Raw genomic sequence first — 14008 nt, 5'->3', positions numbered from 1 at the left:
GACTGATGTTTGTCTCCGAGGCTGCCGGTGTTCGATGTTGCACTGGCTTGCCTTTCAGTAATTTTCGCACCCAGAAGCGGTTAGGATTAAGTGCTGCCAATGTCTTGGCATCCAATGGCAGTGGCTCGCCGAACATTTGAGCGGCCAGAATCTCCGCCACTAATGGCGCACTGCATAAACCGCGCGACCCTAATGCTCCTACCATAAACAGCTCCGGCCACACTGGCGCGGGCGCGATTTCTTCACCGTGCTGAATGTTATGTGGCAGATCCTGATATTGCGCTAATGTAGCGCTGTAATCGGGTACAGCACCCACCATAGGCAAATGGTCACGGATAGCACAACGCACGCCACAACGCGCCTGATTATCACTGATATCAACTTGTTGCGGCCAACTGACCTGTGGTAAGCAACGTAACAGACGATCGCGGTTTTCTTGCTGCTCACTGGCACGAAAATCAATCGCAACATCACCGCGTTGATAGCTGGCACCAATACAATGATGCTGATTGGCGGGGTTGACCGGCGTCAGATAACCGTCATAGCACAACACTTGCTGTAACTGACTGAGTATGGGCGTAGTGGGAATATGCGAGACTTGCCCGCGCACCGCAGACAGCGGCAGATGGCGAGTTTGTTCCCATTCGGTCAGGCGGTGACCTGTGGCCAGCACTACCGTGGCATGCATTCTGGCCTCTTGTGGTTGTTGGAAGATTAATTGCCAGCGCCCATCAATGCGCTCTAGCTGACAGAGCTCGTGCTGGTAGTGGCAGGTCATGCCTTGTTGTTGTGCTAACGCCATTAGCGCGGTGGTGAGGTCTGAGGGGCAAAGCCAACCGCCCGCAGGATAGTGAATACCATCGTGCGCGCAATCTAATCCTGCCAGCGCGCTGAGCTGTTCACGGCTCATGGCTTCGGCAAGCTGCACCGGCCAGCTTATTTGCAGCATTTTATCAATTTTGCCGCGGCTTTTATCGTCAAACGCCAATTGGCTAACGCCGCACCACTGATGATCAAATTGAATATCTTGCGCGATTAATTGGTCATATTGACGGCGAGCAAAAGTAAAAGCGCTGGTGAAGAAGGTTTCCAGGGCATCATTTTTACCATTAAGCAGCGGGTAGAGCGCCCCTTGCCGATTACCTGAGGCCCCTTGTGCGGGCTGCGCGTCGGCACAGTAAAGTGTGACTTTGGCACCACGGCGCAGCAGCGCCAATGCCGTCAATGCACTGGCAATCCCGCCGCCGATAATTGCGATGTCATCGCAGTGAGCTGCTGCCGGTCGGTGATACCAGGGCTCTGACTGGCTACCAAGACTTTGTGGCAAGGTGCCGGTCAGCATTTCACGTTTTTGTCCGAACCCTTTGACTTTCGCGACATCAAACCCTGCCTGTTGCAAACCACGGCGCACAAATCCGGCGGCGGTGAAAGTGGCAAATGTCCCTCCTGGTCTTGCCATTCGCGCCATCGCATTAAACAGCGTGTCATTCCACATGTCGGGATTTTTCGCGGGGGCAAAACCATCAAGAAACCAGGCATCCACTTGATTATTAAGGCTGGAATCTAACTGTGGTAGCAAGGTGTTGACATCACCAAACCACAAATCCAGGGTAATAGCGCCTTGCGCCAATAAAATCCGGTGGCACCCAGCAAGCGGTAATGGCCACTGCGCGCGCAGTTGTTCAGCAAAAGAGGCCAGTTCTGGCCAGCGGTCATGGGCCGCCGCTAAATCAGCAACCTGTAGCGGGTATTTTTCAAAGCTAATGTAATGCAATCGCTGGAGTTTGGCGGTGGGATGCTGTTGTCTAAATAGGGCGAAATCACGCCATAAGGTGAGGAAATTCAGTCCAGTACCAAAACCGGTCTCGGCAAAAATACAGTTTTCGCGCGGGTGTTGAGCAAAGCGCTCAGGAAAGCCATTGCCATTAAGAAAAACGTAGTGAGTTTCTTCCAGCCCATCTTCATTGGAAAAATAGATATCATCAAACTGTTCCGATACAGGTGTACCTTGTTCATTCCAGCTTAACTTTGCCGTTTGGATTGGGGGATTACTCACGTTTAAAGACTCGTATCTCAAGGGGTAGGGCGATTCTAACTATGTGACTCGCCGCGTGCAAATTGGAAAATTATCTGGGTATATTACGCTGATCGGACTTGTTCGGCGTACAACTGTACGCTAAAGTGCGTTGCAAAATCCCGAATGTAAAATAAGTGGAAGAGGTATTGAATGAAGCGTGCAGTAATTACTGGCTTGGGTATTGTCTCCAGCATTGGTAATAACCAGCAGGAAGTTCTGGCAGCTTTGCAGGAAGGCCGCTCTGGCATTACTTTCGCTCAGGAATTTAAAGACGCAGGAATGCGCAGCCATGTATGGGGCGATGTCAAACTTGCCTCAGAGCCGAAAGATCTCATTGACCGCAAAGTGCTGCGTTTTATGAGCGACGCCTCAATTTATGCTTACCTTGCAATGCAAGAAGCCATTGCAGACTCTGGCCTGGCTGAAGATCAGGTTTCTAACTTCCGTAGTGGGTTGGTGGTGGGTTCCGGTGGTGGTTCACCACGTAACCAGGTTGCCGGCTCCGATGCCATGCGCACCCCTCGTGGTTTGAAAGGCGTTGGCCCTTATATGGTGACCAAAGCTATGGCATCCGGTGTATCCGCATGTCTGGCAACGCCATTTAAAATCAAAGGCGTTAACTATTCTATCAGCTCCGCATGTGCAACTTCCGCGCACTGTATTGGCCATGCATTGGAATTGATCCAACTGGGCAAGCAAGACGTGGTCTTTGCGGGTGGCGGTGAAGAACTCTGTTGGGAAATGGCCTGTGAGTTCGACGCAATGGGCGCATTGTCTACCAAATACAATGAAACCCCAGCGAAAGCATCCCGTACTTACGACCAAGACCGCGATGGCTTTGTCATTGCTGGCGGCGGCGGTATGGTAGTGGTTGAAGAACTGGAACATGCTCTGGCCCGTGGTGCACATATCTATGCTGAAATTGTTGGCTACGGCGCAACTTCAGATGGTGCTGATATGGTTGCCCCATCAGGTGAAGGCGCGGTGCGTTGCATGCAGATGGCAATGGCCGGTGTTGATACTCCAATCGACTATATGAACGTACACGGCACTTCTACACCGGTTGGTGATGTGAAAGAGCTGGGCGCGATCCGTGAAGTCTTTGGTAATGACACGCCAGCTATCTCCTCAACTAAAGCCATGACCGGTCACTCTCTGGGGGCCGCAGGTGTGCACGAGGCTATCTTCAGCCTGTTAATGGTTGAGCACGGCTTTATTGCACCAAGTATCAATATTGATAATCTGGACGAGCAGGCTAAAGGGATGAATATCATCACTGAGCCAACCAAACGTGAACTGACCACTGTGATGTCTAACAGCTTCGGTTTCGGTGGCACTAACGCCACATTGGTGATGCGTAAATACCAGAAATAAAATCAGCCGCAGATTTTTCTGCTGATTGAGACTTAATGATTAGGCCCGCGAGTGATCGCGGGCTTTTTATGCGCTATAAAATAAAAACTAATCCCAGAGAAATAAGTGTAATTATCAGAAAAATAGCTCTTTTTTGTTAATTTCGTCTTTTTGTATAAAAGAGTGCTGGCGGATCACTTGTTTTTGATAAAAATATCTTATACTCAACAACTGAAGTTAATAACGGTACAGAATGTAGGTAATTGAATAATAACACATTGGTATAAGTCAGTTCTATTTCGTAGCCGTTATATTCTTTTAACGTTAAGTTTATAATTTAAAATTCCTTGCCGATCTAAAAGTGTTAATTCACAATATTAAAATAATAATTAAACCAGCTTATTTTGTTTTTTTAATTTATCTACACAGCAGGATAGTTCAATGAGCCATAATCAAAGTGATCAGAAATTTAAGATTGCCGATTTAAACGAGCGCGTTGTTCATGAAATTCTTGAAGTGATAAGTGATGGTATCTGGGATTGGAATGCAAACAGCGGTTTTGTTTATCGCAATACTGGTTGGTATGAAATGCTAGGTTATCCAGCCCATGCTTTTGAAAATACAGTACATGTCTGGGAGAAGATTATTCATCCAGAGGATTACGAAAGGGTCATGTTTCAGTTCGATGCCTATATTAATAATCAGGCTGAAAGATACCAGGTTGAATATCGTTGCCGAACTTATGGGGGCGCCTATATCTGGATTGAGGATCGCGGCAAGGTGGTTGAACGTAACCATGATGGCTCGGTATCAAGAATGATAGGAGCTCACCGTAATATCCATGATAGAAAGAATCGCCTGGAAAAATTGGAGCTAAAGAATAAGTCATTAGAAGCATTAGTTGAGGAGCGAACTGCCGAGTTACGTGAAACTAACTTTCAGCTCAAACAACAATTAGATATTAAAAAAGTTCTCTCAGAAACGGATGTATTAACCTCCGCTGCTAATCGATATTTGCTAGAAAAAGTACTCAAACATGAATATAACCGCTCAAAACGTTTTTGCCAGCCGCTATCATTACTCTCGTTGGATTTAGATAACTTTAAATCAATTAATGACAAATACGGCCATTCGGTTGGAGATTCAACATTGACACATATTGTTGATGTGATTAGGAATAATATTAGGGAGATTGACATTTTAGGCCGTTGGGGCGGGGATGAATTTATGATTGTTTTGCCCAATACGCAATTATCAGAAGCCAAAAGCATTGCTGAGAAAATCAGACAACGAATTGAGATAATGCCGGTAGATGGCACTATAAATGTGACAATGAGTTTAGGAGTGGTCGAGTTGGAGCCAAACGAAGCACAGGAGCAATTATTACTCCGTGCGGATAGAATGCTCTACAACTCAAAAGCAGCCGGTAAGAATATTATTAGCGGCTGATATTTTTGGTTTTTATGCGGCGAAAATGATTATTTATTGAATTTTAGTGCATATTCCGCGGCAGTTTTGGCGTGTATTGCCGTGGTATCAAACACCGGTACCTGGGCATCTTGTGCATTAACCAATAGGGTAATTTCAGTGCAACCAAAGATAATTCCCTGCACCCCTTGTTGCTCTAATTTGCCAATGATGCGGCGATATTCCTGGCGAGATGTTTCTGTGATAATGCCCAGACAAAGTTCTTCATAAATAATGCGGTTAATAATTTCACGGTCAATGCTGTCAGGTGTAATCACTTCAATATCATGTTGTTCCGCTAAGCGGCCACGATAGAAATCTTGCTCCATAGTATAGCGGGTGCCTAATAGACCGATTTTATTTATCCCTTGTTGCTTAATTTGCGCGGCCGTGGCGTCTGCAATATGTAATAAAGGTAATCCACAGGCGGCTTCAATATCATCTGCTACTTTGTGCATGGTATTGGTACACACCACAATGACCTCGGCACCGGCACGTTTTAATGACACCGCAGCATCAGACAGCACCTTTGCTGCGGTGTGCCAGTCACCTTTGGCCTGTAACTGTTCAATTTCATGGAAGTCCACACTGTAGAGAATAATTTTGGCGCTGTGCAATCCACCTAATTGCTCTTTAACCTGCTGATTAATCATTCGGTAATAGGGAATGGTTGATTCCCAACTCATGCCGCCAATCAGTCCTAAAATTTTCATTGTTATTCCTATCCAGTATCAGTGGCCGGTGAAGATATTATTTCATGTGAATATCAAGATAACAGCCAGATATGCAGTTAGACAACCAGGGCGTATAACTGTTGGATAGGATTTATTTGAGGTGATATTGCCTCAGGATAACCGCCAAAGCGGCTATCCTGAGCGAGCAAGATTAGAACCAGGCTTCCCACATGGCCCCAATGTTGAAGGAGTCCAGACGGGTATTTTCTGTGTCGGTAGTTGTGGCGGTATGTTTGTTGTCGACTTCACCACCGGTGACATAGAAGCGCAGCATTGGTCTGAATTCGGCACCCATATCAATAGAGATATTTTGAGACAGTGTCAGCTTCCAACCTTTGTTGTCGCCGCCAGTATCGTAATCTACCCGCTGATAACCCGCTTCAAGCCAGGTTGAATGGACACTGTTCCAGAAATGCATCGGGCGAATAATCAAACCATAGTTACGGCGGTTATCTTCGGTATGATTGCTGCGGTCGTAATCATGGAATGCCGCAAGATAGGTGACGGATGTCAGCGGAGTGAACTTATAGGTGCCCTCAAGGCTAGTATAAACTGTGCGGAGATCGCTGGTTTTGTTATAGACACTGTTATCTGAGTTGTCTGAATAACGGGTAACCCATTTGTTTTCACTATTTTCATCTTTATGACTTAGCACTACAGCAGTCTGCCAGGCTTTGAGTTTTTCATCACTCTCAATAGCTTTAGAATCAAAGCCATAGTTGGTATACAGCTCAAAATCTATCGGCCCCATCTTCACGCCGTGGATTTTTGATGTCAGAGCATAGTGGCCGCTATCACCCGTCCCAGAACCGCCAGTACAGGTAATGCGTGATGGGTTAGTTTGGTCTGCGACGACTTGCGGATTACAAGAACTTACTGAGGCAACCGTAGCGGCATCAAGTTTAAGGACACCAAGATCCAGGTCTTTAATCCCTGCGCCTTGCCCATCATGGGTCATCCAGAAGTAGTCGTTAATACCCTGTTGTGGGCGCTGATGGAAATCACGGCCAGCCCATAAATAGGCATTAGGCTGAGACTCAAACAGATTGGTGACACCGGCGTAAGCTTTTTTCAGGTTAACTTCATCGCCCCAATGGTCAAGCATGACCACCACGTCCCATAATGCGCCATTGTTGCCTTTAAACGCCTTAGAAAGCTGGAATTCCCCGCCGTTACCTTCGTTCCCCAGACGGCCAATGGCTGAAGAGCCATTATAGGAGCCATCCACACTAATATATTTTTGATCACCCGCCTGATAATGCGCGCCGTAGCGAGCATAAGCATTGAATTTTAGACCATAAGGAATTTCGGTCTCTGGCGAAGGTTTAATTGCTGAGGTATCAACAATATCGACATTTTTCTTTTTAACCAATGCTGCATCTATTTTATCCTGACGTTCTGCCAGTGCTTTTTCCACTGCCTGCGCAACAATCTTATTTAATTGTTCAGGTGTGATTAATTCCTGTGTTGTTTGGGTCTTTCCTTGAGCAAATACGGAAATTGGGCAAAGCGCAGCGATAACCGCCAATGTTAATGGGAGTTTTTTATATGTTTTCATTGCTATCTCATTTAATAATATAATATTTAAGCAATAACTATCCTGTTCGGATTTGACAGGATAATCATGCCATTACCAAAATAAATTTTTTATAATGAAATCGGAATTGGATTTATTTAAATTATCTGCGTAATAATTTCTCCGTTAAATATAAATAATATTGTTTTATTTTTGTGTGATATTAATTTTTATATATTCTAGAAATCATTGGGGCATGGCTAATGCCCCTGGAATTTCAAGCGCGAGAGTAAAGATGAATAATTTCTTCTGATAATTCACGTGCCAGTAACGAGGTCATTAAATGATCCTGAGCATGAACCATAATTAATGTCATGGGTTGTCTGGCTTCACCGGCATCCTGCTCAATCAGCTTGGTTTGCATATGGTGGGCTTGACGGGCGTAGCCATCAGCCTCTTGCAACAAACTTTTTGCGCGATCAAGCTCACCTTTGCGTGCTGCCTGTAATGCTTCAAAGCAGAGGCTACGTGACTGCCCAGCATTAACAATAATTTCCATTACTGCTTCTTCTAATTCAACCATTATTTATTCCCACATTGTTCATAGCTATTGGTGTTATTCAACGTCATTTTTCAATTAAATATCTTTAATAAAAACAGTTATTGCTAATCAAAATAATGATTGTTAATCAAAAACATTATTAGCTGAGGTAGTACCAAACCATTCTCCGCTTTTTTTGATTGTGCGTTTTTGACTGGCTAAATCTAATTGAACAAAACCATAGCGATTTTTATAACCATTACACCATGACCAGTTATCAATAAATGTCCACATATGGTAACCAAGGCAGTTGCAGCCCTCTGAAATACCTTTATGCAGCCATTTTAGATGGTCGGAAACAAAATCTATCCGATACTGGTCATTGATTTTTCCATCCTGTATAAAGCGCTCTTCATTTTCAACACCCATGCCATTCTCAGAAATAAAGCAGCGCGGGTTACCATAATTAAGGCGCAAATTAGTCAGGATGTCGTAAATGCCCGCTTCATATATTTCCCAGCCACGGTAAGGGTTCATTTTCCGGCCAGGCATTTCATAAGCATCAAACAACCATTCGGGCATAAAAGGTGACCGTGGATTTACCGCACTGTCACGACATTTTACTCGGCGCGGTTGATAGTAATTAATCCCCAACAGATCAATTTTACCTTCCGCAATCAGAGCCTTATCCCCTTGCTGACGTATTGGCATTTGGTCGTAATCACACAATAAATCAATCAGTTCCTGTGGATACTCACCGCGCAATGCCGGGTCAAGAAAACTGCGGTTAAACAGCAAATCTGCATACTCCGCGGCCTTCAAATCTGCTGGATTTTGCGAACGCGGGTAAGATGGCGTTAAATTAAGCACAATGCCAATCTCACCTTTATACTGGCCGGCACGATAGGCTTTCACAGCGGTCGCATGTGCTAATACGGTGTGATATGCCACTGTTGCCGCGCGTCTAAAATCCACCACATTGGGGTAATGAAAATCATATAGATAGCCGCCTTCTACCGGGACAATCGGCTCATTGAAAGTAAACCAATGCTTAACCCGATCGCCAAACAGTTCAAAGCACACTTGCGCGTAATGCTTCCAGGCATCAATGACTTCACGGTTTTCCCAGCCACCTATTTCCTGCATCGCCATCGGCATATCAAAGTGGAACAAGGTAATAAATGGTGTAATACCTTGGGCTAACAGTTCATCGATAACATTGTTATAGAAGGTCACAGCCTCTGGATTGACATCACCGACTCCATTAGGAATCAGGCGCGACCAACTTAACGAGGTACGAAAGCTGTTGTGATTGAGCTGCTTGAGCAACGCAATATCCTGACGCCAGTTGCGATAAAATGTTGATGTATCATTCGGGCCAATCTGCTGGTGAAAGCGCGAAGGTTGGCTGGCGTACCAGGCATCCCAAGTGGTGGGACTTTTGCCACCTTGCAGACTTTCACCTTCAGTTTGCAGCGCTGAACTGGCACTGCCCCACCAGAAGTTATCTGGAAATTGGTATTTCATCAGTCTGGTCTCTTATCGTTATCAGTTGCTACGAACGGTGCCTGCAAGTGCTGGCGCTTCATTAAGGTTCTTTTCCGCTTCGGTTTTTGACAGTGAATGCTCATAAGCACGCAGGAATGGCAGATAGATAAGAGCAGAAACAGCCATACATATCAGGCACATAACAACAGGGCTAAAGGCCCAGTTTGCCGCCCAGGAGGCACCAATAGGAGCTGGTGTTGTCCACGGTGTTAAGGAAACCACTTGCGCCAACCAGCCAAATTTGGTGGCGGTGTAAGCCAGAATGGCATTAATCATTGGCACCGTAATGAAAGGTATGAACATAATTGGGTTCATAATGATTGGTGCGCCAAACAAAATAGGTTCGTTGATATTAAAGAAGCTCGGCACAATACCCAATTTACCAATAGTCCGTAAGTGAGTAACTTTGCTACGTAGCAGCAGGAAAGCCAGTGGCAATGTAGAACCCACGCCGCCAATCAGCAAATAGTGATCCCAAAAACCTTGTAGATAGATATGTGGTAAGGCGGCCCCAGCAGCCAATGCTGCCTGATTTGCTGCCAGGTTGGTCATCCAGAATGGGCTCATAATACCAGTGACAATCATTGAGCCGTGAATACCTGAGAACCAGAAAATCTGGCACAGTAATACTGACAATAACATCGCAGGCAGAGAATCTGATGCTGATACCAGTGGTGCCAGTAAATGCATAATGGCTTCTGGAATAATCATGCCAGTTTGCGATTCAATAAATAAATTAAGTGGGTGCAGCGTGCCAATAATAACTAATACTGGGATCAGTATTTCAAAAGAGCGCGCCACGCCGGTAGGAACTTCTTTCGGCAGACGAATGGTAATATTGTGTTGTTTAAGTGCGGCATAAACACGGGTGGAATAGATAGCGGTAATCAGCGCAGTAAAGATCCCTTGGCCAGAAAGATACTGGGTAGATATTTTGCCATCAGCATAAGGCGCAGCGACGAGCATAAACGCCATGAATGCCAGAAGACCTGTCATCACGGGATCAAGATTAAACTGCCGCCCCAGACTCGCCCCAACCCCGACAGAAATGAATAATGTCATCACCCCCATACTCAGGTTAAAAGGCAGCATCAATTGTGCGCGATAGGTCTGAGAAAAATCCAGCCAGGCTCGGGCGAATCCTACTGTTGTGTCGGCAGAGAAAGGTGGGAAAATAAACACCAGCATAAATGAGCCGATTATCATGAAAGGCAGTGCAGCGGTAAAACCATCACGGATAGCAATAACATATTTTTGCTGTCCCAGACGTCCGGCTAACGGAGTAATAGATTGCTCAATCACAGCAACCATTGATTGATATAAAGAACTCATGTGGATACCTTATTAGTGGGTCGCGTTAATAAGCGACAGAGCATAGTCCAGGACTTTATCGGCACGCTGCATGCCGTAGTCCATCATATCGATGGGTTGAACGGGAATACCGTGAACCGCAGCCTTTTCTGAGAGCATACCTAACATGTATTTCACTTGCGGCCCGAGTAGAACGACCTGATAGCGCGGAAACTGAATATCAAATTCAGAGACACCAAACGCATCAATCTCTACAGGAATTCCTTTTTCTTCGGCAACAATCCGCATTTTCCTGACCAGCATGCTGGTGGACATACCGGCCGAGCAACACAACATAATCTTGAACATCTACCACCATCCTCAAAAGATAAAAATCATTGCGAATTACATTTTGCTACTTGATTAAGCATATACTGACATCTTATGGAAACCGTTTTCCATTTCGGTGCAGCAGATGTTTCGGCAATGATTGGATATCATACGGAAACCGTTTTCCATCCAAAGTGAATGGAAGTGTGATAGCCATCAAAGTCCAGTGGATATAGGGATTATTTATTTGATGGGCATCACAGGTTTAATGGTTTGGTGACTATTTTGGATAGTGACGGAAATTCGGTTTCCATGCCAAATGGAAACGACTATACTCAATGGATTGCAATAGGTGGGTTAGAGCTTTATTGCGTAATAACAGGCAAGGACTAAAGCCTGCAAGGAGAGAATCATGTCTACAATCAACGATGTATCGCGTTTAGCTGGGGTTTCTAAAGCCACAGTGTCACGGGTGTTGAGTGGTTCGCGCGGCGTTAAGGAAGCCAGCCGTCTTGCCGTACTAAAAGCGGCAGAGGAGCTAAGTTATCGGCCGAATGTTATCGCGCAATCATTATTAAGTCAGTCAACTGGCTGTATTGGCGTCATCTGTGCACAAGAAAATATTAACCAAACGACGGGTTATTTGTATGCACTTGAAAAACACCTCAGCCAGCATCAAAAGCATTTGTTATTGCGCTTTGCCAACAACAGAGCTGAAGTTATGCAGGCACTTGATGAATTGACTTGTGGGCTGTGTGATGACGTGCTGATTATTGGTGCCCGTTTTCCTCTTAATCTCTCGGATGAAAGCATCATCTTGGTTGACTGCATGGATGCAGATGCTATTAACAGTATCCAGTTTGACCATGCCTTTGCCGCAGAAACTGCCTGTAATTATTTGATTAAACAGGGCAGAAGAAAAATTGCTTTAATTAACCCGAATACCAGCGGTTATGTAGAAGATGTGCTGTTAGGTTATAAACGCGCCCTGGAAAATAACTTTTTGCCTTTTAACCGCGACCTGATTTTTATGGGCTCATCTTCATCATCGGTTGCGTTGCAAGAATTGCTTAATAACAGTGCTACGCTCAATTTTAATGCTTTGCTGGTAGCGGATGAACAGGAAGCCCAGAATGTTATTCCACAGCTACAAGCATTTAATAAATCTGTTCCCGATGACATTATGGTATTTAGTCTTGCCGGATCATTACATTATCCGGGGATCCCAACTATTCCGGCGATCGAATATTCTATGGATGCAATGGCGGCGAAAATAGTGACATGGCTTAATGAGAAAACCAAAGATGTGCTGGGATCCTATGCATTACGTGGGGATTTGATCATTCCTAATATGCCCGGCAGGAAGTAATTACTGAATTGTTTGGGTAGGGTTAATTTAATAAAACGCTACCCAACAGACAACCGCGTTAGCACTGAAAATGAGCCAGTGGCAACCAAGGTTGAATATCAAAATCTGCGTAATACCCAGATTAATCGACATAAAGTCAGTTAGCTTATATTAAGTAATAAGTGGAAATGTGATGGGCCTCCACTTTTATCTCTCCTCGCCGTCTATTATCTCTGTTGTAACAAATCTGTAGCAATTGAAAATCCACTGATTCTTATACCTAGAAATTGTTGGAGTTGCGGGTGGTAGCCAGCAAACATTATTCCGATAAGCACCGAATGGTTGGTGATTCGGGCCAGTGAATGCAGCTTATAATCCCACAGCTTCAAACTTGAAGGGTATATACCACCAACGGATGATGGAGTTTGGGATGATAAAAGTAAAGACGGCATATACCCTGACCTTATTAGCAATACTCCTGCCTGCTTCGGCCACTGTTTCGGCTCAAGATAAGGTAGTGGCTCAGGATAAAAACAATAATTATAAGCTTGAACAAGTTTTAGTGATGAGCCGTCATGGTATACGGGCTCCTCTGGTGAATTATGGTGATATGCTTTCCAGTGCAACGCCGGATAAATGGCCAGAATGGAGTACTCCAGGCGGGTATTTGACGCCCAAAGGTGCAGAGCTTGAGGCGATGATGGGCGGATATTTCCGCGAGTGGTTGGCAGAAACCAAGTTACTCAAATCTACAGGATGCCCGACACCTACTTCCGTATTTACCTATGCCAACAGTTTGCCAAGAACAATAGGCACTGCGCAGCATTTCTTATTTGGTGCTTTCCCTGGTTGTAATGTTGCGGTTACTCACCAAAAAGAAATCGGCAAGATGGACCCGGTGTTTAACCCAATTATTACCCTGGATGTCACCCCAGAATTTAAAGAAAAAGCCTTGGCTTCTATTAATCAACATGCCGGGCCGGGTGGGGTAGAGGGCTTGAATAAACGCCTACAGCCAAATTATGATCTACTGTCTAACGTGTTGGATTATAAAAATTCACCTGCTTGTCTGGTAGATAAAAAATGTGATTGGAGCACCCAGCCGACTGCGATTGTATTAGTGCAGAATAAAGAACCGGGTATTACCGGCCCACTAAAATTAGGGACAGGTGCATCGGATGCTTTCATGCTGCAATATTACGAGGGTTTCCCGGCCAAAGATGTTGCTTGGGGACGAATCCAGACCTCAGAAGAGTGGCGTAAATTAATCGATATTAAGAACCTCTACCATGAAACATTATTCGGCTCCCCTGCTATTGCCGATAATGCGGCCGAGAAATTAGTCGGTTTTATCAGCTCGGCTCTTTCACCTACGGGTGATAAAACACCGAATGAATTAGCGGCACAAAAAGCCAAACTGGCGGTATTGGTCGGTCATGACTCCAATATTGCGTCATTATTGGCCGCACTTAAGACCAAAGAATACCAACTACCCGATCAATATGAGAGAACGCCGATCAGCGGTAAAGTCGTCTTTGAGCGCTGGAAAGACATTAAACAGAACAAAGATATGATGAAGATTGAATATATCTATCTGTCGACCGAGCAAATTAGGAATAAAACACCGCTGTCACTACAGGCACCGCCTAAACGTGTGACACTGGAAATTGAAGGTTGCCCGATTGATACCAACGGGTTCTGTTCAATGGATGATTTTAGAAAGGCTGTAAAACAAAATACTCAGATGTAGTTAGATGTAGTTTGAAGCCGCTGAATCTGAGGTTGGGTGGCTAACGGATAATGG

The 14008-nt window shown here is 45.0% G+C and carries 11 protein-coding genes; 4 read left to right on the top strand and 7 right to left on the bottom strand.

Features of this window, described 5'->3' with window-relative positions:
• Positions 1-2056: bifunctional tRNA (5-methylaminomethyl-2-thiouridine)(34)-methyltransferase MnmC2/FAD-dependent 5-carboxymethylaminomethyl-2-thiouridine(34) oxidoreductase MnmC1 (gene mnmC, locus YROHD0001_RS08125; protein WP_004714880.1), on the bottom strand; the 2056-nt coding region annotated here is incomplete at its 3' end.
• Between the two features lie 171 nt (positions 2057-2227).
• Here mnmC and fabB point away from each other — a divergent pair.
• Positions 2228-3451: a beta-ketoacyl-ACP synthase I gene (fabB, locus tag YROHD0001_RS08130; protein ID WP_004714879.1), complete on the top strand. Its 1224-nt coding sequence runs from the start codon at positions 2228-2230 to the stop codon at positions 3449-3451.
• A 420-nt stretch (positions 3452-3871) separates the two neighbouring features.
• The gene (locus YROHD0001_RS08135; protein ID WP_004714878.1) at positions 3872-4879 is read left to right on the top strand and encodes a sensor domain-containing diguanylate cyclase; all 1008 of its coding nucleotides are present in this window, start codon (positions 3872-3874) and stop codon (positions 4877-4879) included.
• A 29-nt stretch (positions 4880-4908) separates the two neighbouring features.
• Here the strand turns inward: YROHD0001_RS08135 and YROHD0001_RS08140 are convergent, their stop codons facing one another.
• The 6 genes from YROHD0001_RS08140 to YROHD0001_RS08165 all read right to left on the bottom strand — a co-directional run bounded on the left by YROHD0001_RS08140 (position 4909) and on the right by YROHD0001_RS08165 (position 10895).
• Positions 4909-5610, bottom strand: a complete 702-nt coding sequence (locus YROHD0001_RS08140; RefSeq protein ID WP_004714877.1) for an aspartate/glutamate racemase family protein — start codon at positions 5608-5610, stop codon at positions 4909-4911.
• A gap of 172 nt (positions 5611-5782) precedes the next feature.
• Positions 5783-7189 (bottom strand): carbohydrate porin, encoded by a 1407-nt coding sequence (locus tag YROHD0001_RS08145; protein ID WP_004714876.1) that lies wholly within the window; start codon positions 7187-7189, stop codon positions 5783-5785.
• Between the two features lie 235 nt (positions 7190-7424).
• A complete protein-coding gene (locus tag YROHD0001_RS08150; RefSeq protein WP_004714875.1) occupies positions 7425-7730 on the bottom strand; it encodes a PTS lactose/cellobiose transporter subunit IIA in 306 nt (101 codons plus the stop codon).
• 102 nt (positions 7731-7832) lie between these two features.
• Positions 7833-9215 (bottom strand): glycoside hydrolase family 1 protein, encoded by a 1383-nt coding sequence (locus YROHD0001_RS08155; RefSeq protein WP_004714874.1) that lies wholly within the window; start codon positions 9213-9215, stop codon positions 7833-7835.
• Between the two features lie 21 nt (positions 9216-9236).
• The gene (locus tag YROHD0001_RS08160; RefSeq protein ID WP_004714873.1) at positions 9237-10568 is read right to left on the bottom strand and encodes a PTS cellobiose transporter subunit IIC; all 1332 of its coding nucleotides are present in this window, start codon (positions 10566-10568) and stop codon (positions 9237-9239) included.
• A gap of 12 nt (positions 10569-10580) precedes the next feature.
• Entirely contained in the window at positions 10581-10895 is a 315-nt protein-coding gene (locus tag YROHD0001_RS08165) for a PTS sugar transporter subunit IIB (RefSeq protein WP_032816979.1), read from the bottom strand.
• 373 nt (positions 10896-11268) lie between these two features.
• On the opposite strand from YROHD0001_RS08165, the gene YROHD0001_RS08170 reads away from it, so the two are divergent.
• A complete protein-coding gene (locus tag YROHD0001_RS08170; protein WP_004714871.1) occupies positions 11269-12225 on the top strand; it encodes a LacI family DNA-binding transcriptional regulator in 957 nt (318 codons plus the stop codon).
• 409 nt (positions 12226-12634) lie between these two features.
• Positions 12635-13954 (top strand): bifunctional glucose-1-phosphatase/inositol phosphatase, encoded by a 1320-nt coding sequence (agp, locus tag YROHD0001_RS08175; protein ID WP_032816978.1) that lies wholly within the window; start codon positions 12635-12637, stop codon positions 13952-13954.
• Positions 13955-14008: the final 54 nt, after the last annotated feature.

This window comes from Yersinia rohdei ATCC 43380 (genome assembly GCF_000173775.1).
In the GTDB taxonomy this organism is placed as follows: Bacteria; Pseudomonadota; Gammaproteobacteria; order Enterobacterales; family Enterobacteriaceae; genus Yersinia; species Yersinia rohdei.
Note: the sequence above shows the minus strand (reverse complement) of the source record. Positions and strands in the feature narration are given on the sequence as shown.